This window comes from Allorhizobium pseudoryzae (genome assembly GCF_011046245.1).
In the GTDB taxonomy this organism is placed as follows: Bacteria; Pseudomonadota; Alphaproteobacteria; order Rhizobiales; family Rhizobiaceae; genus Neorhizobium; species Neorhizobium pseudoryzae.
The window spans coordinates 47194-70336 of sequence record NZ_CP049242.1; the positions used below are offsets into that span (position 1 = coordinate 47194).

At 53.7% G+C, this 23143-nt stretch carries 25 protein-coding genes; 14 read left to right on the forward strand and 11 right to left on the reverse strand.

What is annotated here, in order from left to right; all coding sequences use genetic code 11:
- Positions 1-208 precede the first annotated feature (208 nt).
- Together G6N78_RS18015 and G6N78_RS18020 are read right to left on the reverse strand one after the other, a co-directional pair.
- On the reverse strand, positions 209-1303 hold the full coding sequence (locus G6N78_RS18015; protein ID WP_165222056.1) for a glycosyltransferase: 1095 nt from the start codon (positions 1301-1303) through the stop codon (positions 209-211).
- Positions 1304-1466: 163 nt separating this feature from the next.
- On the reverse strand, positions 1467-2540 hold the full coding sequence (locus G6N78_RS18020; protein WP_165222059.1) for an acyltransferase family protein: 1074 nt from the start codon (positions 2538-2540) through the stop codon (positions 1467-1469).
- 289 nt (positions 2541-2829) lie between these two features.
- Between G6N78_RS18020 and G6N78_RS18025 the strand changes: the two genes are divergently transcribed.
- Positions 2830-4056, forward strand: coding sequence for a replication initiator protein A (locus G6N78_RS18025; RefSeq protein WP_165222062.1), 1227 nt, complete (start codon positions 2830-2832; stop codon positions 4054-4056).
- Between the two features lie 551 nt (positions 4057-4607).
- Here the strand turns inward: G6N78_RS18025 and G6N78_RS25975 are convergent.
- Together G6N78_RS25975 and G6N78_RS18035 are read right to left on the reverse strand one after the other, a co-directional pair.
- Positions 4608-4733 (reverse strand): hypothetical protein, encoded by a 126-nt coding sequence (locus tag G6N78_RS25975; RefSeq protein ID WP_272955639.1) that lies wholly within the window; start codon positions 4731-4733, stop codon positions 4608-4610.
- A 260-nt stretch (positions 4734-4993) separates the two neighbouring features.
- Positions 4994-5680, reverse strand: a complete 687-nt coding sequence (locus G6N78_RS18035) for an AAA family ATPase (RefSeq protein WP_165222068.1) — start codon at positions 5678-5680, stop codon at positions 4994-4996.
- A 279-nt stretch (positions 5681-5959) separates the two neighbouring features.
- Between G6N78_RS18035 and G6N78_RS18040 the strand changes: the two genes are divergently transcribed.
- Both G6N78_RS18040 and G6N78_RS18045 read left to right on the forward strand, forming a co-directional pair.
- A complete protein-coding gene (locus G6N78_RS18040) occupies positions 5960-7147 on the forward strand; it encodes an AGE family epimerase/isomerase (RefSeq protein WP_165222071.1) in 1188 nt (395 codons plus the stop codon).
- Positions 7148-7165: 18 nt separating this feature from the next.
- Entirely contained in the window at positions 7166-7969 is an 804-nt protein-coding gene (locus G6N78_RS18045; protein ID WP_234905976.1) for an ABC transporter permease, read from the forward strand.
- Between the two features lie 42 nt (positions 7970-8011).
- On the opposite strand, the gene G6N78_RS18050 is transcribed toward G6N78_RS18045, so the two are convergent.
- The gene (locus G6N78_RS18050; RefSeq protein ID WP_165222074.1) at positions 8012-8596 is read right to left on the reverse strand and encodes a recombinase family protein; all 585 of its coding nucleotides are present in this window, start codon (positions 8594-8596) and stop codon (positions 8012-8014) included.
- A gap of 271 nt (positions 8597-8867) precedes the next feature.
- Between G6N78_RS18050 and G6N78_RS18055 the strand changes: the two genes are divergently transcribed.
- Positions 8868-10256, forward strand: coding sequence for a Fic family protein (locus G6N78_RS18055; protein ID WP_165222077.1), 1389 nt, complete (start codon positions 8868-8870; stop codon positions 10254-10256).
- A 246-nt stretch (positions 10257-10502) separates the two neighbouring features.
- Here G6N78_RS18055 and G6N78_RS18060 read toward each other — a convergent pair whose 3' ends face one another.
- The 4 genes from G6N78_RS18060 to G6N78_RS18070 all read right to left on the reverse strand — a co-directional run bounded on the left by G6N78_RS18060 (position 10503) and on the right by G6N78_RS18070 (position 11458).
- Entirely contained in the window at positions 10503-10742 is a 240-nt protein-coding gene (locus G6N78_RS18060; RefSeq protein ID WP_165222079.1) for a hypothetical protein, read from the reverse strand.
- Positions 10733-10918: a hypothetical protein gene (locus tag G6N78_RS25830; protein ID WP_234905977.1), complete on the reverse strand. Its 186-nt coding sequence runs from the start codon at positions 10916-10918 to the stop codon at positions 10733-10735. Before G6N78_RS25830 ends, G6N78_RS18060 begins: the two co-directional genes overlap by 10 nt.
- A gap of 118 nt (positions 10919-11036) precedes the next feature.
- Positions 11037-11162 carry a hypothetical protein gene (locus G6N78_RS25980; protein ID WP_272955640.1) on the reverse strand — a complete coding sequence of 42 codons (126 nt, stop codon included), beginning with the start codon at positions 11160-11162 and terminating at the stop codon, positions 11037-11039.
- Positions 11159-11458 carry a helix-turn-helix domain-containing protein gene (locus tag G6N78_RS18070; RefSeq protein ID WP_234905978.1) on the reverse strand — a complete coding sequence of 100 codons (300 nt, stop codon included), beginning with the start codon at positions 11456-11458 and terminating at the stop codon, positions 11159-11161. The genes G6N78_RS25980 and G6N78_RS18070 overlap by 4 nt, the downstream gene beginning before the upstream one ends.
- A gap of 200 nt (positions 11459-11658) precedes the next feature.
- Between G6N78_RS18070 and G6N78_RS18075 the strand changes: the two genes are divergently transcribed.
- Together G6N78_RS18075 and G6N78_RS18080 are read left to right on the forward strand one after the other, a co-directional pair.
- Entirely contained in the window at positions 11659-11868 is a 210-nt protein-coding gene (locus G6N78_RS18075) for a ribbon-helix-helix domain-containing protein (protein WP_165222081.1), read from the forward strand.
- A 191-nt stretch (positions 11869-12059) separates the two neighbouring features.
- Positions 12060-12767 (forward strand): helix-turn-helix domain-containing protein, encoded by a 708-nt coding sequence (locus tag G6N78_RS18080; protein WP_234905979.1) that lies wholly within the window; start codon positions 12060-12062, stop codon positions 12765-12767.
- 268 nt (positions 12768-13035) lie between these two features.
- Here the strand turns inward: G6N78_RS18080 and G6N78_RS18085 are convergent, their stop codons facing one another.
- Together G6N78_RS18085 and G6N78_RS18090 are read right to left on the reverse strand one after the other, a co-directional pair.
- A complete protein-coding gene (locus G6N78_RS18085; protein ID WP_165222083.1) occupies positions 13036-13293 on the reverse strand; it encodes a mobilization protein in 258 nt (85 codons plus the stop codon).
- Positions 13294-13297: 4 nt separating this feature from the next.
- Positions 13298-13762, reverse strand: coding sequence for a hypothetical protein (locus G6N78_RS18090; RefSeq protein ID WP_206531660.1), 465 nt, complete (start codon positions 13760-13762; stop codon positions 13298-13300).
- Between the two features lie 239 nt (positions 13763-14001).
- On the opposite strand from G6N78_RS18090, the gene traA reads away from it, so the two are divergent.
- The 8 genes from traA (at position 14002) to rfbA (ending at position 23088) form a co-directional block, all read left to right on the forward strand.
- On the forward strand, positions 14002-17595 hold the full coding sequence (traA, locus tag G6N78_RS18095) for a Ti-type conjugative transfer relaxase TraA (protein ID WP_206531661.1): 3594 nt from the start codon (positions 14002-14004) through the stop codon (positions 17593-17595).
- Positions 17596-17605: 10 nt separating this feature from the next.
- On the forward strand, positions 17606-18382 hold the full coding sequence (locus tag G6N78_RS18100) for a DUF6118 family protein (protein ID WP_165222087.1): 777 nt from the start codon (positions 17606-17608) through the stop codon (positions 18380-18382).
- Positions 18383-18411: 29 nt separating this feature from the next.
- Entirely contained in the window at positions 18412-18567 is a 156-nt protein-coding gene (locus tag G6N78_RS18105; protein ID WP_165222089.1) for a hypothetical protein, read from the forward strand.
- A gap of 13 nt (positions 18568-18580) precedes the next feature.
- Entirely contained in the window at positions 18581-19498 is a 918-nt protein-coding gene (locus tag G6N78_RS18110; RefSeq protein WP_165222134.1) for a nucleotidyltransferase and HEPN domain-containing protein, read from the forward strand.
- Between the two features lie 149 nt (positions 19499-19647).
- On the forward strand, positions 19648-20211 hold the full coding sequence (gene rfbC / locus G6N78_RS18115) for a dTDP-4-dehydrorhamnose 3,5-epimerase (protein ID WP_165222136.1): 564 nt from the start codon (positions 19648-19650) through the stop codon (positions 20209-20211).
- 9 nt (positions 20212-20220) lie between these two features.
- On the forward strand, positions 20221-21282 hold the full coding sequence (gene rfbB / locus G6N78_RS18120) for a dTDP-glucose 4,6-dehydratase (RefSeq protein WP_165222091.1): 1062 nt from the start codon (positions 20221-20223) through the stop codon (positions 21280-21282).
- Positions 21279-22193: a dTDP-4-dehydrorhamnose reductase gene (gene rfbD / locus G6N78_RS18125; protein WP_206531662.1), complete on the forward strand. Its 915-nt coding sequence runs from the start codon at positions 21279-21281 to the stop codon at positions 22191-22193. The genes rfbB and rfbD overlap by 4 nt, the downstream gene beginning before the upstream one ends.
- 19 nt (positions 22194-22212) lie before the next feature.
- The gene (rfbA, locus tag G6N78_RS18130; protein ID WP_165222093.1) at positions 22213-23088 is read left to right on the forward strand and encodes a glucose-1-phosphate thymidylyltransferase RfbA; all 876 of its coding nucleotides are present in this window, start codon (positions 22213-22215) and stop codon (positions 23086-23088) included.
- Positions 23089-23143: the final 55 nt, after the last annotated feature.

The window sequence follows — 23143 nt, forward strand, 5'->3', positions numbered from 1 at the left end:
CTGTCGGTCTAAAGTCGGCCGGCACACACTGATATCTTAATTCGCGGTGAAATGAGGCTATTTGGCTGGTGGTTTTAATCCACATGTGTCTGATGTTGCAAGCGCAGCAATCGGAATTTCAGCCGCCTCCCGCCTTTAGGTAAGGAGAACCCTCTAAAAGATTGAGAGGTCTCAATTCTGATGAAACAAGAACGGCCCTTCCCGACGATCAGTCCGCGCACAGCCTCTGGTAGAGATCGTAATAGCGCAGCGCAATCATTTCAGAACGAAAAAGGGTTTCGTACCGCCGCCTGGCGGCATCCCCATATTCGTTTTGAAGAGCTGGATTGTCATGAAGGATGGTCATAGCGTCCGACAAAGCCTCCACATTCGCTGGCGGTATCACCAGGCCAGTTTCACCATGCCGATTTACGTAACTCGTACCCGTCCCGATTTCACAAGAAATCATGGCTTTTGACGCCCTTGCGGCCTCCAGAAGCGATACACCAAAGGCCTCAGACCGAAGATGCGACGGAAAGATGAAGCTTCCGCACAACTCCAAAAGAGCTTCCTTATCGTCTTCATCGATGGCGCCGACGACCTTTACGTTTGGCGGAGTCCGTTCTCTTTCCACAAATCCTGAAAACCCAAAGCCTGCAATCACCACAGGATACTGCGTATTCCGAGCTGCTTCGACCAGAAAATTCAACCCCTTATAATATCTGTTGGCGCCTATGAATAAAAAAAATCCGCTGCCGACTTTTTGTCTCCAAAACTCAACTTTTGATTGATTTAAACTAGGTCTCTCCCCTAATCCAAGTGGAATGACTTCGACTTTTTTCTTAAATTTTTGAAGAGTGGAACTGCTTTCCAGATAATTTTCGGAAGTGGCAACGATCACATCCATACCCGAAAGAAACTTATGCATAAGTGGGCGATAAAGCGGCAAAATTCTTTTCTGCTTTACAATATCCGAGTGATACGTGACGACCTTTGGCTTCTTGGATTGGATAGCAACGTCAATTACATCCATCATTGGCCACGGAAAGTGAAAATGTATAACATCAGATTGCTTGCATAAATCCCTATATTTTGAGAACATAGAGATCGATATACTTGTAGACGCAACGTGTAAATCACGTTTAGCTAAATGCACATAATGATTTCCTATTTTGAATGGCTCCTGCGTCTCTCTGTCGCCTGTTACCAACACATCTGAACGTACCCCCAACGACGAAAGCGGCTCGGAAATTTCATAAATCACTTTCGGAACTCCTGTGGAGTTCTCAGGCATGTATGTTTTATAGACGTGTAAAATACGCATTAGAACTCCAGGGTGCTGATGAGGCAATTTTGCACTCTGATCGCGGGCTCTGCGGCCTTAACCCCGGTGCGCAACCTCCTATTTACGGATAGTGGCGCAGACACGAAGTTGTATCTCACTTACCTCAAGACCGGGCAACTTCTCAACTCGAGGTGCATGGCAGCTAAGCGAACCACGCTTTCAATTTATTTTTCATCGGAATTTCGAAACTTTGATGGATAAGCGCGGAAAGCGCCAACGTAATAGCGATAAAAGCAAGAAGGGATATAGGTGAATCAAAATTTAGGTTCACCTCCCAAACATAGGCTATTTGGTAGCGAATGAATGTCAGCACGACCCAATGAATTAAGTATACGCTATACGATAAAGCGCCGAGATAAATTAAAATTGACCTAATGTAGCCGAATCTAATGGGCCTTCTCGCCTCGACAATGGCAACGCTCGTTATGAAGCAAAACATAATTGGAACTATTGCGAAATCTCCATTAGGTATTTTAATTGGAACTATCATTATCAATAATGACACCATTATTGTTGTGATGCTGACATAAATAGCGGCCGTTATTATTTTTGGACGTGTCTCAAGCCATCTCCAACATTGAAACGAAACCACACCAAGAAAGATCCCAGCGATCCCTCTAAGCAATCCCGAATTTATAAAACCGAATGCCCTTTCGTAAGTGACCGCCAAACTTCCAAATTGAGAAAATATAATCGCGTAACAAGCAATGGGAACCGCAATTAGAAACGGCCATACGATGCGTTTATGGACGACAGCGATCAAGATCAAGCCTAGGAATAGGTTGACAAACATCTCAACTGAAATTGACCAAGACGGGGCATTCCAAGATACGGAACTGTTCACGCCTACATTCTGAATTAACAGCACGTTCAATACAAACGTATAAAAGATGCCATCTTGGTACGACCATCCACTTTCTAATATTTTCCCACCGCTTGTAATATAATATAAAATATGAATTGGAATAAGCGCAAAAAGCGTCAATATGTGTAACGGATATATTCTGGAAATCCTGTCTGTAATAAAATTCATATAAAAATCTTTTGATTTAAATTTATCCACATAGGCAACACTGAGAACGAAACCGGACAAAATGAAAAAAAAGTCGACAGCCAAATATGCTTTTGGCGGCGCAGCAAAGCCGTCAAAATGCTTAATAGCGATTAAAAGTGCAAAAACGAAACGTGCAAAATCTAAAATGACAAATCGCGTCAACCGCATGCCTCCTCGGGGTAGTCATTCTTAGCCTTCGACAAAAGGCTGCAAAATGGCCAGCGAAGGCTGGAATTTTGACAGTCATTTCATCATGAATATATTTTCGATTGTTGCAGGCGGGCGTAGCAACTAAAGGGGGAGAATTGATGGCTGTTCTAGCGATGCCGTGTGCTCCCCTTCCTGCCCCCTTTTTGCGATCCAGTCAAAGGTTATACGGGACGATCCGATTTGATCAGTCCTCGGCAATAACTATGTCAGTGCTCGTGAAAGACCATGAAATAGATTGCTCATGAAACGCTCCTCTTTGACGATCATATCGCGCGAACGCTTTGCAAGCCTGTCGCTCCACGAGAAAAACGCCTACCTGCAGGATCTGGCGCACCAATTTGCTCTTCTGCACGGCCGCGAGGACTGCGAACTCGATCGGGATGCGCTCAGCCGTCTCCGGCGCTATTATAGCCGTCGGGTCTGGGCAGATCTGAAGCTTGAGCAGTTGGACGACACGCCCGTCAACCGCGCCATCCGCAATCTCGGTGAAGCGATCCGCAACGAAAGCCTGCAGGCCGATATCACCGGCGTTCTGATGCAGGAGAGCGTGCCGAAGCGGATCCTGCGCCCCTCCCCCCGCGAAGACGCCCAGCTGACCTTTTTTGTCCCCACGGTTTATGACGCGCCGATCAAAGACGACGTCAACCTAATGGACGTTGCTCCCTTCTCGCTCAGCAAGCGCTCCAATGCGGCCATTATCCGCTATGAGCTGAAGGACAGCCTGATCACCATCGAGGGCGGCGCGGAAACCGGTCTTGCGACCGTCTTCGACTACGACATCTTTCTCAACATGGTGTCCTACCTTGCCGACGAGGTGCAGCGCTACCGGCGGGAAGAAAGCAAGGGGCTGCGGCCGAGCCTGCCGCCGAAGACATACCGTCCCAGTGCCTCGCACGTGCTGAAATTCTGCCGTCGATCCGATGGCGGAAAATCCTACGAAGATCTCGAGGCTGCGCTGGATCGGCTTGCCAATACGACGATCAAGGTGGTGAACCTGTCGAACGGCCGCCGGCGTCAGGTCGACAGCCGCCCGTTGATCGGCGGCTACAGCGTCGTCAGCCGCACCAATGCCAACCGGATCGAACTGATCGAGATTACCATTCCAGACTGGGTCTATACGAGCGTCGTGCGCAATGACCGCACGATCCCACTACTGACCCTGCATGAGGATTACTTCCTCATCAGCTCCGGGCTTGGTCGCTTCATCTATCGCTTAGCCCGCAAGGCGGCCGGCAAAGGGGAAGCCACCTATAGTGTTCGCGAAATCCACAAACGCAGTGGATCCACACAGGAGTACCGGAAGTTCGCCTACGACCTCAAGGAATTCATCGTGCGCACCCAGGCCTTTCCGATGCCGGATTACGATCTGGCCTTGCAGGACGGCAAGGATGGTACGGTCTTGTGGATGAAACGTCGAGACGATAGCTCGCCCGGCAGTCTCGCCCCTCGCCTTGAAGGCAATTCATAAAGAGGTATTCCGCTCATTTCTGTCGCAGATCTCCGTACTTGACCGACGACAAAAACTGAAAAGTCTTTCCGTACATCGCCGACGACAAAATTATCTGCCGCCCCCAAGCATCAATGCTTCACTAAACCGTATTTGACCGACTTTTTCCCGTACTTGGCCGACGACAAGCCGTACATCACCGACATTTTTCCGTACTTGGCCGACGACAAAAATCGATAACCTATTGAAAAAATAGAAAAAATAAGCCGTTTTTCCCGCTAAAACTATATAAAACGTTTAAAACCAGACAAAAACAAAAGGGCCCCGACAAAAAACAGCTCCCTAAGTCCATAATGAAAACGCAAATGATCGAAAAAAATTGAGAAATACAGCGACAAAAAGGGTGCTATTTTGGCCACCATCCGGCGAACCATAGGGCGAGACGCGTCAAGATTGATGGGCGAAAATCCGATTTTGGCCCGCGATGGCACATCGTCAGGAAATTTGTCGTGTCGGCAAAGTCCGGACTATCCTACTCGGATCCGTCGGGAGCTCAGAACATCAAGATTTGCTCAGGAGGTCGATTGACCGGATTGCCCCTTAGCGAGAAGATCCACCGCCTTTTCGAAGGCTTCACCCAAACCCCAGCCATTGGCATCGGCGATCGCATAGAACTGTTCGATCGTATCGGGCCTCACTTTAAGGTTCAGCTGGGCAGAGCGACCTGTTCGTCTGCGCCGAATAGCTCGACCAGACGGAGGCGAAGGCACTGTAGGAACCGGAGGCTTTGGCTCCCGACTCCGAAACTGGGCCTGTTCCGCCGCACGCTCAACGGATTCCTTGTCCGGCCGTCTGGCGGGCTTCGGTTGGAACTGGCTTAGATCCAAAGCAAGCGGCGTACCCGGTGCGGCTGCGTCATCCGCGGCATCATCAAACCCGAGGCTAGGGCGCTTGTTCATCAGGCCGCCCTCCCCTGCTGACCAATCTTCGTCAGTCTGCTAATCACTTCCGCTGCAAACTCCATCGAGTTTTGGATCGCTTTGTCGATGTTGCTCACCTGCTTTGGGTCAAGTGTCGATAGCAATCCGCCAAAGTCCAAGAGGTCGCGGTACGCGGCACGTTCGACGATAGAAACCGCGAAGACATCGATCCCCGCCTGATCCAATTGTTCCCGGACGTTCTTCAAAGAACGGGATGTGACGGCAGCACTCACACGTGTCAGAAGAACGGCAAAGGGGATCTCACGCCGGGCCATTCTGGCCTGGTTACGGATCAATTTGATGGTTTTCGACGCACCCTTGGCATCCATGGAAGCGCCCTGCGTCGGGATGATGACGAAATCAGACATGCCGATCGCATTCGCAACCATCAGACTGGCTGTGCCCTCGCAGTCGATGATCACGAACTGATGTTGCGAAGACGCCTCCTCTATGAGGTCGGTGATCGTGTCTTCGGTGACATTGCCGATGATCGTGATCTTATCAGGCTTTCCCGGGAGCGCTGCCCATTGGGAGATCCAGCGTTCAGGGTCCGCATCGATAATGGCAACACTGGCACCTCGGGCAGCAAGTTCTCCAGAGAGAAGTAGGGCAGATGTGGTCTTGCCTGCTCCGCCCTTGGGGTTGGCGAACGATATGACTGGCATGGTTTGTCCTCAACGTTTCGCGGAAGCTATCATATCAAATGATAACAGATAGCTACCAGATATAAATGGTACCAACGGTATCGGATAGCTATCTGGTAAATCCGCTATCTGGTAGCTATATAGTAGCTACCAGCTAAATGTCGTTCCAACGTCTTGTCCGATGGGTTAATGTGAAAGACCGCATACCAAAGCGTTTTTCCCCGCGGCGAACGCATTCACCGCTAGATATTGCCTCGTCCGTCTTATAAGCGCATGGCAATCTACTCAAAAAGTTCGACGATGAGCGCCACTATCTCGCAGATCTTAAATCAAGCCGACCACTTTCAAACTTGGCTACATGAGCAGGCTTTTCCGCTTTGGCAAATCAACGGATTCCGAGGACAGGACGGCGGCTTCGTCGAGACGATTGATTTGGCAGGCTCGCCGACGAACTCGCACCGGCGTGGTCGTATCCATCCCCGCCAGATATATTGTTTTGCCGAGGCTGGCTCACGAGGGTGGAGCGGCAACTGGCAACCGCTTGTCATCGAGGGTCTGCAATACTTTGACAGGGTCTACCGGCGATCTGATGGTTTTTACGGTGCACTTGCCAGTGCTGAGGGAGAACTCGTTGACGCCAGCTTCGACCTCTACAACCAAGCCTTCGCCATTTTGGCATTCTGCTACACGGCCAAGGTCTATCCCTCCCTTCAGCAGGAGATGGGTGAAAGAGCGTCGCGCATGCTCTCTTCTCTCCGCCAAAACTACGCCCATGGACACGCCGGCTTCCACGAGGCTATTCCGGCAAGACTGCCTCTTTGCTCAAATCCGCATATGCACCTGTTTGAGGCCGCATTGGCGTGTGAGGAAATGGAAGGATTCAAACAGAGCGATTGGCGTGATCTTGCCGATGAAATCGCCTACCTATGTATGTCCCATTTCATCGATGCGGAGACCGGCGGGCTAAGAGAGTTCTTCAATGCAGACTGGACGCCGTACGACGGTGAAAAGGGCCGCATCATGGAGCCTGGCCATCAGTTTGAATGGGCGTGGCTACTCGCTCGCTGGGGTGAGCGTCGCGGCAATGAAAAAGCTCTGGCACATTCCAAACGGTTGTTTGACATCGGTGAAGCATATGGCATTTGCGGCGATCGTAAGGTGGCTGTCATGTCACTCCTTGACGATTTCTCGGTCCATGATGATCTTGCCCGTCTGTGGCCCCAGACCGAATGGCTGAAGAGCGCAATTCGGCTAGCTGTCTTGTCTGAGGGGCAGGAGAGGGCACGGTATCTGCGCTCTGCGTCAAGCGCGGCCGACGCCCTCAATCGATTCCTTGCCGTGCCAACGCCGGGTCTATGGCGTGACAAAATGATGGCTGACGGCCGCTTCATTGACGAAGCCGCACCCGCGAGTTCATTCTATCACATCGTCTGCGCAATATATGAGCTAGAATATTGCTTAAATACACTTGAGGCGAGTGCGCTCTGACTGGCTAGCGGGATATCAATGGTTTCAACAACGAGAACCCGCATCAGTTTTCCCGAAGCGCTTCGTTCAAAGCGCAACGTAATGACGGCTGTTATTTTGCGCGATATGCGTACCCGGTTCTTCAATCATGGCCTCGGCTTCTTGATTGTGTCTCTTTGGCCGTTGGCACATATGCTGATCCTTTTGATGATCTACTCGCTGACCGGGCGTAGAACACCTTTCGGAGATAGCCTTTATGTATTCTTTGCTACGGGGCTCATTCCCACGCTAGCATTTATGTACATATCGAGATTTATGTCGCTATCTTTGATACTAAATCGGCCTATGCTTGCTTTTCCGGCCGTTACCGTTGTTGATATAATGACGGCACGTGCATTTCTGGAGGTTGTGGCCGCGTTCATAACGCTGATATTGGTAGTCGCGATTATATATGCGATTGGAGATAATCCGTTTCCGTGGGATCTATCGGAGGCGGTAGAGGCTTACTTTGCCACTTTGCTGCTTGCCGTCGGTGTCGGTGTCTTAGCAGGCGTCATCGTGATGTTCTCGCCCTTTTTCGCCACGATCTATGCCTTGATGATGATTTTAGTTTATATCGGCTCTGGGACCCTTTTTGTCATCTCTAGTTTGCCGGATGTGCTCTCCACGCCGTTATCCTATAATCCGGTTGTTCATGCGGTAGAATGGATGCGGGTTGCATACTATCCGACTTACAGCACGAAGATCCTGGATAAAGAGTACCTTATCGGCTTTGGCATGACATCGTTGTTTCTCGGCTTGCTTTTGGAACGTGTTTTACGCGGCAAGATGCTGGAAGGCTGAGTGATTTCCCCAAGGTTAAGATCTCTTGGCCAAGGTGTGTCGTCAGCCGTTAGAACCGATCTCAAATCCCTGCCGATGTTCAGCAACAATTCGAGAAACTGTTGGTTCGCTGATATCGTAGAGCCTTGCCATCTCGGCGCCGCTCTTTCGACCAGACAAGACGCTCTCGGCGATCTCACGGCGCTTGTGTGGATCGAGTTTTCTGCGACGTCCGCCAACCCGGCCTTCAGCTCTCGCCTGGGCAAGACCCGCCGAGGTTCTTTCGCGGATCATGGCGCGCTCGAATTCAGCGAAGGATCCCACCATCTGCATCATCATCCTCCCTGCCGGGGTGGTGGTATCGATCGCCTCAGTTAACGACCGAAAGCCGGCGCCTGCCGCGGCGATGCGATCCATCAGGTGAAGGACATCCTTCAAAGAGCGCGACAGCCGATCGAGCTTCCAGACGACGACAGTGTCGCCCTCGCGCAGCTGGTCAAGCATGCGGTGAAGCTCTGGCCGATCCCAACGTCCACCCGAGGCCTTCTCTTCAAACACGCGCGCGCAGCCAGCATTTGCCAAGGCCCGTGCCTGCGCCTTGTTTGACTGCTCGTCTCCCTTGCTAACCCTTGCATAGCCGATCAGCATGTTACACCTTTCAAAAACGGTCGTTTATGAAACTACCGGAGCACTTCCGGAAAATCATAATGATATCGATTTCATAATCCTCTTTCAAAACAGCGGTATATGGCAAGATGTTTTTGAAAGAATCGTCCGTCAGTTTTGCCACCTTCAACGGCTTCCTTACTTTCTATGCGCGATGATCCTTGCGTCTAGGATTCAAAGTTGCGTTTACGCTTGAATATTGCGCCTACACACGCATAATTGCGCTTAAACTCTACGCGCAAGAATCTCGACAATGACGAACAAAATTTCGGACGATGCACTGAAAGAGCTGCGGGATATTGTGGCGGGTCACTCCGATGGCATTTCCGCGCCAGATATCGCAAAATGTTTATCAGAAGATATTCCGCGCCGCACGCTTCAGTATCGGCTGAAACAGCTCGTTGAAGTCGGGCTGTTGCGAATGAGCGGCAGCGGTCGATGGGCGAAGTATCACCTTGGGATATCCGGAAAACCTGTTGTCGGCGAACGGGCCCAAAAGGACGAGGACTATGGTCGTCTGATCAGGATGTCCAATGAAGGGAAGGCGGTTCGCGATTACATTACGCAGCCGACAGGAGCTCGCAAGCCTGTGGGTTACAAAATGGATTTTCTCGATAAGTACGAACCGAATTCCACGTATTATCTCCGGCTCGAGGAGCGCGAACGTCTCCAGGAAATTGGCAGGCTAAAAACTGCTCCTCAGCCGGCAGGCACGTATGCCAAGCTCATTTTCAATCGCTTGTTGATCGATCTTGCATGGAACTCTAGCCGCCTCGAAGGCAACACCTATTCCTTGCTCGACACGAGACGCCTGATTGAGTTTGGTGAAGAAGCAAATGGTCGTGACCATATTGAAGCGCAGATGATCCTCAACCACAAGGATGCAATCGAGTTCCTGATCGGGACCGCAGAAGAGATAGACTTCAATCGGTATACGCTCCTGAACCTCCACGCCCTGCTTTCAAATAACTTGTTGGCAGACCCGTCGGCATCCGGTCGTCTGCGTTATGTGGCTGTTGGCATTGACCAGTCGGTTTTTCATCCCCTCGAAGTCCCTCAGCTAATCGAGGAGTCTTTTGATCAGCTGCTGCAAAAGGCGTCAGCAATAGAGGATCCATTCGAACAGGCATTTTTCGTGATGGTCCACCTGCCATATTTGCAACCGTTTGACGACGTGAACAAACGGGTCTCGCGCCTCGCCGCAAATATCCCGCTGATTCGAAGTAACCTCTCACCCCTTTCGTTCACGGATGTTTCTCAGCGCGCCTACACGGATGCAATTCTTGGCGTCTATGAACTGAACGACGTTTCTCTGCTGAGAGACGTTTTCTTCTGGGCCTATGAACGCTCGGCCGCAAGATATGCGGCAGTTCGGCAATCCCTCGGGGAGCCCGATCCATTCCGGCTGAAATATCGCTCCGAGTTGCGCGAGATTGTCGCCATGCTGATCCGCGCAAAGGTAGGACGCAAGCAGATCAGAAACGAGGTGTCATCATGGGCGAGCAGTCGTGTCGTGTCGGAAGATAGAGCCAGATTCACCGAGATCGTGGAGGACGAGCTCATCGGGATGCATGAAGGCAACTTTGCCCGCTACCAGGTCAGACCGTCGGAATTTAAGGCGTGGCAAGACGTATGGGGATGAGAGTGGCTTCGAACAACCCACGCTGGGGGACAGCGCTGACAAAGAAATTGAGATTGTGGTAAGGCGCAAGGCAAGCGGAGGAGGGGAGGTGCCTGCTGACCTTTCTGCATTGCCATATAGCGGCGTTCAGAGCAGCTACCGCAATGACGAATCCCCCCGGAGGCTGAATCTTTTCATAGATGGACGATTTACCAGAGCCGTTGGGCACCAGCGAAGATGATGCAATACGGCTTCGGCATGCAAAACTCAGCTTCTGGTTTGACGCGGCTTTTGACGTTCTTCCATTGCCTCCGTAGCTGTCCGGGAGCGCTCGATCAGGTGGCCATCTTCCCATGAAGGCTTCATCCCGATCTTCTCGCCGCGCTTTTCAGCATCTGCGCCAATACGCTCAACTCTGATCCAGTGTTTTTCGAGCAATTCGAGAAGCACTTCGAAGCCTATGGTTACAACGTGGCTCTTTGTATCAGTTTCTTGCGCTAAAGACACTGATGGTTTTTAGGTTCCCAAACCCGATCCGGCTTGATCTCCTTGCAACTGTCGATGTCGGCAATGTCCGTTTCCGGCTGGACCAACTCCACCTGGTCAGCGAACCAGTCGAGGTCACTGTCAGCCGTTCGTCTGTGATCATCCGGCAGGTCAGGAATGTAGGTCAGTGCGCCCATTCCCGTTTGGCCAACCGCCGAGAGACGGTCGATGGGTGTAAGCCGGGTATAGTCAATGCATACCCGCTGCAGACGGCGGTTGAGCAAAAGACGATCCCAACCGTCCGGCAGGCTGTCGTTAATAGCCCATGAAGTCCGTATAAGCCCTCCGTTCCTTGCCACTCCAAGCCAGCGTCCCGAGTTTTCTCTCGTCGCCATCAAGATGCAGATAGACGCTCATCCGCTGGACTGGCTTGAACTTCATCTCCGGCGCACCCGCTGTTTCAGGGGGCGATCGACGACATCATCGATGGTCTGAGGCGGCCGGCTGGGAAACAGGTGTTCAAACTCAGCCTCTGCCTGAAGAGCGAAAGCAAGTTTCACAAGACTCTCAAGGGAAATTTTCCCGCTGGCTTCAAACAGCCTCAGCGATCCGTAAGAGACGTTCGATTTTGTCGCCAGTTCCCGTTGGGTCAATCCGCTCTCGATCCGCCGGCGCTTCATTCTATGCGCCAGGCCTTGAATTAGGTCTTCAGGTGACGACAAATTAAATGCCAGCATGTTATCACTTAAGCGCAAAAATCGACTTTTATGGCTATCATAATAGCATTTAATGAGATCGAAAAGGGGATAAGACATAGCATTCCAGTTGGCACCTGATGATTCCCCAGGTCGACATGCTGGCGTGAATGAGTATGAATAGTTGTGCTTTCTGATTTTAAGGGTTGCGATATCAGCCCAATGATGGGCTACATGTAAATATGGCAAAACGTCCAACTGAAAAGATTCGCATCAGCGTTGCTGAACATCGAGCGCGGCAGAGAGCCGCGGGTCAGGTGTCGGTGACCGTATTTCTATCGGCCGAGACCGTTGAGGAACTCGACCGTATGAAGAAAGAGCGTGGCGTGTCATCACGCGCGCCGCTCATCGAGGAAGCCGTGAGGTTTTATATCGAAAACATAAGGGCATAAATGAAAAACCCCGCCGTTGGCGCGGCAGGGGTTTTTGGGACTACAGATATCTGTGCTGAGAGCTCAAACAACTGAGGACATGCTCTCAACATAGGTGAGAATTTTCGCATCGGCAAGAGGTCTCTCTTGCCGGAACGCTGATTCTTTGTCTGTCGCTCCCGGCCCTCCAACAGGAGACGAGGACGATACCCATGTCGATCACATTTGGTGCGGTGACAAACCGCGCACCGATGAACCATGACCATCAAGTTCAGCCGGTCCGACGGAATTCGAGACTCCGGGGTCACTGCGAGGCAGGTTTTTGGCGTGCAGTCAGCAGAAGGGAAGGGTGGAGCCTGGTGGTTCTCGCCAAACGCTACGAGAAGCTGCGCAAGGAAGCCGGAAAGAAGAACGGCCCGCTCGGTATCGTGGCGATCGAAGTGCTCGAATACATGGTCAACCTGATCGATCATAAGACCGGTCGGCTGGAACCGTCGATCGCAACGCTGGTGCAAAAGCTCAACCGTTCACGCGATGCGATCTGGAAGGCACTCAATGCGCTTCGACGGCACGGTTTTATCGACTGGTTACGCCGCTATGTGCCGACGAACAGGGAGGGATCTGGTCCGCAGGTACAGCAGACTTCCAATGCCTACCGGCTTATGCGGCCGCAGCAGGCCGAACACGCTGTCGATGGCGGATCCAGTCCTCTTCCTCTGGATCAGGAACAGGCTGAACAGGAAAAGGCGATTACCCGTGCCGAACATGACGTTCAGGAAATAGGCGGCCGCCTCGTCATTGAGCGGATGGCCGAGGCGCAATCAACCACAGGCGAATGGGCGCGGAGGCTTCTCAGACTTCTGGATTTACGTGAGTCCGTTCATCGGACAGAATCTCACATTCCATATTTCTTTTCTTAGCCAGGGCCTGATCTCCGGATCGATCACACGTCTTTGTAGTCGTTTGGGGCTGTGACAAGTCTGGCCGTCGGCATGCACGTCAACGGCCTTGGTCGAACACGTTTTGGAAGAGACCGAACTTGCTTTCGAGAAGAGGGCAGGCGGCGAAGACATGCGCGCGATCCTGACCTCAGCGCTGACATTGCCGAGAGGCTGTGCTCTATCGAAACGCAACTCGCTTTCCCTCTCCGCCCAGTTCTGATGGTTGACGCCTGACGGGACGCGACTGTCACTTCAACAGATCTTCGAAAAGCGCCTTGTCGTTCTCGCGTGTCAGAAAACCTGGCAACTCACGGCGTAGCCAATCAGCCAGACGTTTGGTGAATTCCGGGTCATCTGAATGTTCAAGGCGATGCAAAACGAGGGCGCCGAGCAGCACTTTGCGACGGGTATCGTTGGCACGCTCCTGCTTGGACAGTCTTGCCTTGAGAGCAGAGCGCTGCGCATCCAACTGGGCGAGGCGTTCCTCGATCGATTTGCGGACCATCGCTTCACTCCTTGTTGCCGATTGCTTTGGTCCTACGGATCGCCTCGCTGCTGCCGATGAGGCCAGCCTTCTGCGCTTGATTGACGGCGGCGAACTGTTTTCCCGCAGGCAGGCAATGCGGGTCTTTTATCGTAGCTGTGTGCTCTGGTCGCTTGCCGGTTCCCGGGAAGGTAATCCCGGTAATGTTCGGATCGTCTTTCAAGACGGTCGTAATCAAGGCATCAACTGCGCTCGTGGTATCACCGGAAAAGTCGCGACTGACGTGAACCTCACCGAACTTGGTCTGCAGGGCTAATCCCGGCACATGCGGCAGAAGATCCAGAATGCGTGTGAGAGCCGCTACCGTCTCTTCGCTGAAAGACGACGGTTGGTTGTTGTTGCTGAGCATGAGCAGTTGCCATGGTCTCCTGCGGTGAGCAATCTGCCTTGCATGCTTTGCTGCAGATACGTTGGTTTCCCGCTCTGACATTACCATCCTCTGAAACCTCCATTCTGATTTCGGGCTCACTATAGTGCGCCAGGGAGATCTGTCATCCCCAATGGCACCCTTATGCAGCTTGTTCCGTTGTCTCGAGTGATAGACCACGGTTCAGCCAATGCCTCCACCGTGGTCGAAGGAGAGTAAGCGACTGAGATTACAAGGGCGCACTTACGACTTGCTGTATAAGTCGATGCGCAGTAGCATGCAAATTGTATTGGAGCATGCATTTGGCGATCTATCATCTGTCCGCGAAGCCGATCTCGCGCTCTTCTGGCCGTAGTGCAGTCGCATCTGCCGCCTATCGATGTGCAGCTCGACTGCTAAACGAACGCGATGGCGTTGTGCATGATTTCACGCGGAAGGGCGGCGTCGAGCATTGCGAAATTGTTCTTCCCGATGGCGTAGATGCCGATTGGGCGCTGGATCGCTCTGCTTTGTGGAATGCGGCCGAGCATTCGGAAAATCGCAAGGACTCGCGCGTTGCTCGCGAATTCGAGGTCGCGCTTCCGCATGAACTGTCGGAACAAGGGCGTATCGAAGTTGCTCGCGCTTTTGCTCACCATCTCGCAGACCGCTATGGGACAGCAGTGGATTTTGCGATCCACGCCCCGCATGAGCAAGGCGATATCAGGAACTACCATGCGCATGTCATGATGACGACGCGGCAGGTTTCGTCACAGGGGCTCGGCGAGAAGACCACTCTTGAGTACAAGAATGCACGGTTGTTGTCGCAGGGTCTTCCAACGACCGATATGCAGCTTCGGGATATCAGGCAGGCGTGGGAAGGGATTGCCAATTCTCAGCTTCAGCGTGAAGGCCTGGATGTCCGTATTGATCATCGTTCCCATATGGAGCGCGGGCTGGAACTTGCGCCAACAGGGCATTTGGGCGTGCATGCAACGCAAATGCAACGCAAGGGAATGGGTATTGAGCGGGCGCGGCTGGACGAGGAAGCTGCGCTCCGTAATGCCGAGCTGATCCGCGAGAAGCCGGAGCAGGTGCTGACGCTCATCAGCCAGGAAAAGAGCGTCTTCGATCGCCACGATGTCGCGCGGGCTCTGCATCGATACATCAGCGACGATCACCAAGCTTTCCAGAATGCGTTCGCGTCTGTGATGGCATCACCATCTCTCGTGCTGCTTCAGGCGGAGCGCCTGGATGACATGACGGGTGAGGGGGAGCTTGCACGGTATTCGACACGAGAAATGCTGGAGCTCGAGCGCGCCATGGCTGACGGGGCTCACCGAATGGCGCATGCCCGCAGCCATGGCGTTGATCGACATCATGTCGATCAGGCTATGAGGCTACAGGACGAACTGATCGGTGCAAGGACAGCAACTTCACGTTCTGGAGAGCAGGGCGGTGAGGGCATCGACGATCGTGAGATGCTCAAGCGTCCGGGCTTAAGCGAGGAGCAAAAGGCTGCGATCCGGCACATCACCGGTTCGGAATGTATGGCTGTCGTTGTGGGTTTTGCCGGTGCTGGCAAGTCTACCATGTTGGCGGCCGCACGTGATGCCTGGGAGCGACAAGGGTACAAGGTCCATGGGGCCGCGTTGTCGGGCAAGGCCGCTGAAGGATTGGCGGAGAGTTCCGGAATTCAGAGCCGGACGCTTGCTTCATGGTCACATGGATGGCAGCGCGATCGTGGGATCCTCAGTCGCGGCGACGTGTTCGTCATAGATGAGGCCGGCATGATCGGAAGCCGGCAGTTATCCCGATTCGTCGCTGAGGCAGAAGCACGAGGTGCGAAGATCGTTCTCGTTGGGGATCACGAGCAACTTCAGGCCATCGGTGCGGGTGCCCCGTTCCGAGCCATTGCCGAGCAGATAGGCTATGCAGAACTCTCCGAAATCCGACGTCAGAAGATCGATTGGCAGCGGGCCGCTTCGGTTTCCTTTGCCACCCATAAAACCGCGGAGGCTTTGGCGTCCTACCGAGACCACGGCAATGTCCACTTTGCGTCCCATCGCGATGAGGCGCGTGCGGCAATCGTCCGCGATTATCTTGCCGACCGTGAGCAGCATCCGGATGGCACCCGGGTTGCCATGGCGCATCGGCGTGCGGATGTGCGGGCATTGAATGCCGCGATCCGCACCAGTCTCCAGGACAGCCATCAACTGGGACGCGGTGAAGAGGGCGGTGAGTTTACATTCCAGACCAATGACGGGCCACGCAGCTTTGCCCCTGGAGACCGGGTCGTCTTTCTAGAGAACAGCCGAGAGCTTGGCGTGAAGAATGGCATGCTGGGGGAGGTGAAGGCCATCGAGCGAAACGCACTACACATTCACCTCGACGGGGCCGGTGCTGAGGCTTCCGCTGAAGCCAGCCTCGTCACAGTACCCATCAATGATTACCAAGCGATTGATCACGGCTACGCCACGACGATCCATAAAAATCAGGGGGCGACAGTCGATCGTGCCTTTGTTCTGGCCTCGGGGACCATGGACCGACATCTGGCCTATGTCGCGATGACGCGTCATCGCGACGGTGTCGGCCTTTATGTTGATGCCGGGGAATTCCTCGGTCGAGCCGGTGGTAAACTCCTCGACCATGGGGCAGCGCCCTACAAACACCAGGCTGGCGATCGCGAGAGCTACTTCGTGACGCTGGAGAACGACAAGGGGCAGCGCTCCACCGTCTGGGGTGTCGAACTTGGTCAGACAATGAGGGACGCCCAGCCGGCAATTGGAGAGCGGATCGATCTTCAGCAGCAGGGCGCTACGTCCGTCATGCTTCCAGATGGTGCGCAAAGCCAGCGCCATTCGTGGCGTGTGATAAAGGGTGATGAACTGACCTATCAGCAGCTTGAAAACCGCCTGTCGCGGTCCGGCGCGAAGGAAACGACGCTCGATTATGTGCAGGAGTTTGCCGAGCGGCGTGGGATTGCCGCCCAGTTCGGTGTCCGGAACCAAATTCAGCTTGATGACATACAAGAGCACAAGCATCATGAGCGCTCCCATGTGGGTCACACCATCCGGGAGGCTCAGGATGAGCCCCTCAGCGAGCGCTCTTCCTTGGCGGAGCGTACCCCCTCGCAAGGGCGTCCTGAGCCCTTTGGCGACACAGGTCTTGGCGCGCGGCAGCAACATGAGGCGGCCGAAACGGATGCTCCAAAGCGCCAGCCACAACGACGCAGCATGTTTACCGGCCTCAAGCTCAACGCAGGTCCCAAACATAACACCGGTTCACCAGCGCAAGGCCTCGGCCAAGAGCCCGATCGAGCAGAGCCTGACAGGCTGGCAGAGCGGATCCGGCCCCTGTCGAGCTTCGAACAGGCTGTGGATCACTATGCGCAGGCGTTCAGTGCAGCTCAGAGGCAAGTTGAGCAGGGTTTGCCGCTTCTCGAGGTGCAGCGACAGGAAATTGCTCGCGCAGCGCAAAAGCTCAATGAAGCTCGGCCTGGTTCCCATGATCTCATTCGATCTGCCTTACAGCATGACGCCCAAACGAGCGAAGCAATGACGGAGTTTTCCGGACGGGAACGTCTTGCTCAGCTTGTTGCCGGGATGGATCGCGAGCGCGCCGCTCTGGCCGATCCGAGTGTTCGCGCCGATCGCTTCATTGAGCGCTGGCAGGTATTACAGACCGAGCGACACGCGCTTGATGGTTGGCAGCATGAGGAAGCCCGCGGTAAGGTTGAGCAGCAGTTGCGGAGCCTGTCCAAGGAATTGGAGCGTGACGGTCCGCTTGATGCCGCCTTGCGCCGTCGGACCCAGGAACTGGGCATCAGTTCCGTCCGGCAAGGCGAGACCACAGCCAAGGCGATGGATCGGGAGCTATCGCAGACCCGCAGCCAGAGCTTGGGTCTGGAACGGTAGAGGGATGCCGATGGCGCAACATCCTAACAACGATAGTGATTTGTTTCGCGGTTCCGACAGACGGGAGCCGGAAGATCTCGAGGATCATGAAGCAGATGCTGCTGCGGCTTTCGAGGCACTTCGGTCTCGGGTCGAAAGTCTTCACGGCAATCTCACCCGTGAAATGACAACCATCCGCAAAGGGGTCGAGTATGCCCTTGATCAGTTGGATCGACAGGGAGCGCCTGTCGATTACAGCGCGGAGATAGGCCGCACAAACAAAGTGCTGTCACAGATGAACGCGCGCCTGCAGGGCATCGAACAGTTACCGGTTCTGCGTCAGGGCGCCGAGCATTATGCGCGGGTGATCGAACGCAGCGGTGAGAGCCTAATGCGCGTCGCGGCGCAGCAATTCGAGCATGAAAGCCGCGATTTTCAGAGCACGGCACGTGATCTTGCTGCCCACGTGGCCAGTGCACGAGAAGCCAGGCAGCAAAACCAGTGGCTGGTCGTCGTCGGCTTGGCGGGTTTTCTGACAGGTATCGTGGTTGTGCTCTTCTTGTCGCGTTTGTTGCCGGTCTCGATGGCCAGTCATGCGGCAGCTCTGGTCATGGGGCAAGACCGCTTCAACGCCGGCCAAGCCATGATCGACGTTGCAGATCCCGTTGCGGGGAGAGCTATTTCAAGGGGTGGATGGGTCTATGATAACAATCGCGAAACGATCGACAGCTGCATTCAGCAGATGCTGAAAAGTCAGAAGGAGCAGACCTGCGAGGTTGTGCTTCCAGTGGTTCGGAGCAATCGCTGAGGACTTTAATGGCAAGAGGAAAGCTTGCGATGATGAAGTTCGAGGCCTGGCTGGTAACGCTGTCACAACCTAAAATCGCCTCGTCTATGAGGGTGCACCTTTCTGATTTTGTGCGCGGCATTGCTGGTATAGGGTTGCGTCAGATGTTTACTCTTGGCCCTTCAGAAAGCCAACTCAACGATTGAAATGCTGTCCATGATGAAATCCTCCCTCGATCACATCCCTCCGAAGAAGCAACAAGAGATCGCCCGTGCGGTCGAAATTCTGCACGAGGAATTCGAGGACGCGTTGAAGGACGGGACAGCCGAATTCAAGAAGCGCGGACGTATTCTGAAGGTCATCCTATTCGGCTCCTATGCCAAGGGTGGCTGGGTGGACGAGCCTTTCACCATGAAAGGCTATCGCTCCGACTTTGACCTTCTGGTCATCGTCAACAACCGCAAGCTCTGCGACTATGCGACCTACTGGTACAAGGCGGCAGACCGGTTGATCCGCGATTCGCAGATCGAAACCCCTGTTAGCTTCATCGTGCATTCCCGCCGCGAGGTGAACACCTACCTAAAGGAAGGGCAGTATTTCTTCTCCGACATCCGCAAGGAAGGCATCGCGCTCTATGAACTCGATGATGAGCCGCTGGCGGAGCCTGTGGCATTGACGCCGGAGGAAAAGCTACGGGTGGCGCGGGAGCATTTTTCAGACCGTTTCTCCCTTGCGAATACGTTTTTACGTGGTTTCAATTTTTATCGTGGAGAAAAGGAACTCCGTGTCGCTGCGTTTGAGCTCCACCAAGCCTTGGAGCAAGCTTACTCCTGTGTTCTTCTCACGTTAACGAACTACGCGCCGCCATCCCATAATGTGAAGTTTCTACGTTCGCTGGCGGAAGAACAGGATCACCGTTTGGCGGATGCCTTTCCACGTGACCAGCAGAGGGAACGTGGTTGGTTCAACACGTTGAATGAGGCTTATGTGAAAGCCCGCTACTCGAAGCACTTTTATATCAGCGAGGAAGCGTTGACTTGGCTTGGCGAACGCACCGCTATTCTGCTGGATCTCGTCGCTCTGATTTGTGAGGCCCATACGTCTTACCTCCAGCGAGCCAATAGCATGCCTCGCTGAGAAGTTGGTAACGCCAACTGCGCCTCGCTATTTTACCAACATGAGCGAATTTATTTGTGGCGGAGGATTAGAACTTGCACCTGAAAGCCATGATATTTACCACTCCGTCATCAGCTCACTTCAAATCACCTCAAGGTTATGAAGCTTCTATGAAATTCGACAGCCTCTCTATTCCGGACGTGATCTTGATAACGCCGAAGAAATTTGGTGATAACCGCGGCTACTTCATGGAGACGTTCCGGGAGAACCTGTTTCAGGAGCAGGCAGGGCCGGTGCATTTCGTTCAGGACAATCGGTCTTTTTCAGCCGAAGTCAGGACTGTGCGTGGGCTTCATTTCCAGCTGCCGCCGAAGGCTCAGGGTAAGCTTGTATCTTGCACCGCCGGCGCGCTTTTGGATGTCGCCGTCGATATTCGACAGGGGTCGCCGACCTTTGGGCAGTATGTTTCGGCCGAGTTAACGGCGGAGAACGGGGAGCAGCTCTGGGTTCCTGCCGGTTTTGCCCATGGTTTTTGCACGCTCGTGCCCGACACGATCATCAGCTACAAGGTGACGGACTACTACAGCCCGGAGCATGATCGTGGTCTGCTGTGGAGTGATCCGGCCATCGGTATCGACTGGCCGGTGTCAGGCGATGCTGTCGTGCTCTCGGACAAGGACAGGCGTCAGCCGACTTTGGCGGATCTACCGACATCCTTTGTGTTTGGAGAGTGAGAGGGTTTTATGCGCGTTCTCGTCACCGGCGGCGCCGGCTTCATTGGGTCCGCACTGGTCCGCCATCTTGTTCTGGATAAGGGTTATGATGTCCTCAACATCGATAAGCTGACCTATGCCGGAACGCTGACATCCCTCGCATCTGTCGAGGGCAATAACCACTACCGTTTCCTCAAGGCGGACATCTCCGACGGCCGCGCCATCAGTGAAGCCTTCGAAAGTTTCCGCCCCGATCGCGTCATGCATCTGGCTGCGGAGAGCCATGTCGATCGGTCGATCACCGGTGCGAAGGACTTCGTCGAGACGAACGTGCTTGGCACCTTCACCATGCTGGAAGGGGCGCGCGCCCACTGGCAGCGCCTCTCTGGTGAGGCGAAAGACAGCTTCCGGTTCCTGCATGTCTCGACCGATGAAGTCTATGGCTCGCTGGGAGATGACGGTCTCTTCACTGAGACCACTCCCTATGATCCGAGCTCTCCCTATTCCGCGTCAAAGGCCGCTTCCGATCACTTGGCCAAGGCATGGGCGCGTACTTACAAGATGCCGGTCGTTGTCTCCAACTGCTCGAACAATTACGGCCCCTTCCATTTCCCGGAAAAGCTCATTCCACTGGTCATCCTCAACGCACTTCATGGCCAGCCTCTGCCGGTCTACGGCAATGGCGCCAATATCCGTGACTGGCTTTATGTCGAGGATCACGCACGCGCCCTCGATATTATCGCGGAGCGCGGCCGTATCGGCGAGACTTACAATGTCGGCGGACGCAATGAGCGGCGCAACATTGATGTCGTCAAGCGTATCTGCAGCCTGATGGACGAGTTGCGCCCCTCCGGCAAACCACATGAGAGCTTGATCCAGTATGTGACCGATCGCCCTGGGCATGACGCGCGCTATGCCATCGATGCGACGAAGCTGGAGACCGAACTGGGTTGGAAGGCGCAGGAGAATTTCGACAGCGGTATCGAAAAGACGGTGCGCTGGTATATCGATAACGAATGGTGGTGGGCGCCGTTGCGCAAAGGCTATTCCGGCCAGCGTCTCGGCATCCTCAAGACGGATGCCGCGGAATGACATCCAGATTGCGGTATCTCGTGACGGGGCGGGAAGGCCAGGTCGTGCAGTCTCTCCTCGAGCAAAGCAAGCGTTCGGAACATAATGGGATAGAACTGATCGCTGTTGGTCGACCGGTTCTCGACCTAGCCAATCCAAGCAGTATTCGATCCGCTGTGGAAGAGACCAAGCCGGATCTGATCATTTCGGCAGCCGCCTATACGGCTGTCGATCAGGCGGAAAGCGACGAAGAGGCGGCGCGAGCGGTCAATGCTTTTGGTCCGCGTGTTTTGGCTGAGGTTGCGGCTTCACGGAAGATCCCGATCATTCATCTGTCCACCGACTATGTCTTTGACGGGATGAAGAGTGAGCCATACGTCGAAACCGATGCAGTTGGACCGATGAGTGCTTATGGACGCACCAAGCTAGAAGGTGAACGCGCCTTACTGCAGGCTACGGACAACGTTGTCATCCTGCGCACTGCCTGGGTCTACAGCCCCTTCGGCAAGAATTTTGTGAAGACCATGCTGCGTCTGGCGGAGACCCGCGATACGGTGAATGTGGTGGCCGATCAAGTCGGCAATCCTACGTCAGCGCTGGACATAGCCGACGGAATTTTCACGGTTGCCCACAATATGGTCGAAGATGCCGATGCTGCTTTGCGGGGTATATTTCATATGTCCGGGCGGGGGGAGGCGAGTTGGGCCGATTTAGCAGAGGAAATCTTCCGTGTATCGGCTTCTAAAGGTGGCCCCAGCGCAACGGTTGGACGGATATCGACCGCGGAGTACCCAACACCGGCAAAACGTCCTGCCAATTCTCGGTTGAGCAATTTTGCACTGAGAGCCGCTCATGTCGTGGAGCTGCCGAGGTGGCAGAGATCCGTGTATGACATTGTTGAACGCCTTGTCGCATCCAAAACCTATCTGTGAAGATATCGGGAGAAGAAACATGAAGGGCATCATTCTGGCTGGCGGCAGTGGAACGCGACTGCATCCCATGACCCTGGTCACCTCCAAGCAGCTCATGCCGGTCTATGACAAGCCGATGATCTATTATCCCTTGTCGACCCTGATGCTCGCCGGTATCCGCGATATCCTGATCATCTCGACGCCGAAGGACTTGCCGAATTTTCAGGCGCTTCTCGGCGACGGCTCCAAATGGGGAATTTCGCTATCCTATGCCGAGCAGCCATCACCCGATGGGCTCGCTCAGGCCTATATAATCGGAGCGGATTTTGTAGGTAACAGTCCCTCCTGCCTCATTCTCGGTGACAATATCTTCTACGGGCATGGGGTGAGTGAGCTCTTTAAAGCGGCCATCGATCGCAACGATGGCGCTACTGTTTTTGCTTACCACGTTAGTGACCCCGAGCGGTATGGTGTAGTCGAATTTGATAAGGACAGAAGGGCCATATCCATAGAGGAAAAGCCGGTCCAACCTAAGTCAAACTGGGCTGTCACAGGGCTGTATTTTTATGACAAGGATGTTGTCGACATCGCCGCCAATCTGAAGCCATCTGCCCGTGGTGAGCTGGAAATTACTGACGTCAACCGCGTCTACTTAGAGCGTGGCAAATTATCAGTTCAGGAACTTGGTCGCGGGTATGCCTGGCTTGATACTGGAACCCCAGATAGTTTGCTTGACGCATCAGAATTTGTGGCGACGCTTGAACGGCGCCAAGGCTTCAAGATTTCTTGCCCGGAAGAGATTGCCTTTCGCCAAGGGTTTATTGGATATGACCAAATTAATAATATCGTTTCGCAAATGGGAAAGAGTAATTACGCTTTATATCTAAATAAAATTATGATTTCAAAAATAAAATGAATATTGTTTTCTATCGTTTCGGGCAATTAATAATTTTATGAGTCAGGCGAGCCAC

Excerpts from the sequence above, each read along its gene's own strand:
- G6N78_RS18015 (WP_165222056.1), bottom strand. The coding sequence starts at position 1,303 with ATGCGTATTTTACACGTCTATAAAACATACATGCCTGAGAACTCCACA.
- G6N78_RS18025 (WP_165222062.1), top strand. The coding sequence starts at position 2,830 with ATGAAACGCTCCTCTTTGACGATCATATCGCGCGAACGCTTTGCAAGC.
- G6N78_RS18035 (WP_165222068.1), bottom strand. The coding sequence starts at position 5,680 with ATGCCAGTCATATCGTTCGCCAACCCCAAGGGCGGAGCAGGCAAGACC.
- G6N78_RS18040 (WP_165222071.1), top strand. The coding sequence starts at position 5,960 with ATGAGCGCCACTATCTCGCAGATCTTAAATCAAGCCGACCACTTTCAA.
- G6N78_RS18045 (WP_234905976.1), top strand. The coding sequence starts at position 7,166 with ATGGTTTCAACAACGAGAACCCGCATCAGTTTTCCCGAAGCGCTTCGT.
- G6N78_RS18050 (WP_165222074.1), bottom strand. The coding sequence starts at position 8,596 with ATGCTGATCGGCTATGCAAGGGTTAGCAAGGGAGACGAGCAGTCAAAC.
- G6N78_RS18055 (WP_165222077.1), top strand. The coding sequence starts at position 8,868 with ATGACGAACAAAATTTCGGACGATGCACTGAAAGAGCTGCGGGATATT.
- G6N78_RS25830 (WP_234905977.1), bottom strand. The coding sequence starts at position 10,918 with ATGGGCGCACTGACCTACATTCCTGACCTGCCGGATGATCACAGACGA.
- G6N78_RS25980 (WP_272955640.1), bottom strand. The coding sequence starts at position 11,162 with ATGAAGTTCAAGCCAGTCCAGCGGATGAGCGTCTATCTGCATCTTGAT.
- G6N78_RS18070 (WP_234905978.1), bottom strand. The coding sequence starts at position 11,458 with ATGCTGGCATTTAATTTGTCGTCACCTGAAGACCTAATTCAAGGCCTG.
- G6N78_RS18075 (WP_165222081.1), top strand. The coding sequence starts at position 11,659 with ATGGCAAAACGTCCAACTGAAAAGATTCGCATCAGCGTTGCTGAACAT.
- G6N78_RS18080 (WP_234905979.1), top strand. The coding sequence starts at position 12,060 with ATGTCGATCACATTTGGTGCGGTGACAAACCGCGCACCGATGAACCAT.
- G6N78_RS18085 (WP_165222083.1), bottom strand. The coding sequence starts at position 13,293 with ATGGTCCGCAAATCGATCGAGGAACGCCTCGCCCAGTTGGATGCGCAG.
- G6N78_RS18090 (WP_206531660.1), bottom strand. The coding sequence starts at position 13,762 with ATGTCAGAGCGGGAAACCAACGTATCTGCAGCAAAGCATGCAAGGCAG.
- G6N78_RS18100 (WP_165222087.1), top strand. The coding sequence starts at position 17,606 with ATGGCGCAACATCCTAACAACGATAGTGATTTGTTTCGCGGTTCCGAC.
- G6N78_RS18105 (WP_165222089.1), top strand. The coding sequence starts at position 18,412 with ATGATGAAGTTCGAGGCCTGGCTGGTAACGCTGTCACAACCTAAAATC.
- G6N78_RS18110 (WP_165222134.1), top strand. The coding sequence starts at position 18,581 with ATGAAATCCTCCCTCGATCACATCCCTCCGAAGAAGCAACAAGAGATC.
- rfbC (WP_165222136.1), top strand. The coding sequence starts at position 19,648 with ATGAAATTCGACAGCCTCTCTATTCCGGACGTGATCTTGATAACGCCG.
- rfbB (WP_165222091.1), top strand. The coding sequence starts at position 20,221 with ATGCGCGTTCTCGTCACCGGCGGCGCCGGCTTCATTGGGTCCGCACTG.
- rfbD (WP_206531662.1), top strand. The coding sequence starts at position 21,279 with ATGACATCCAGATTGCGGTATCTCGTGACGGGGCGGGAAGGCCAGGTC.
- rfbA (WP_165222093.1), top strand. The coding sequence starts at position 22,213 with ATGAAGGGCATCATTCTGGCTGGCGGCAGTGGAACGCGACTGCATCCC.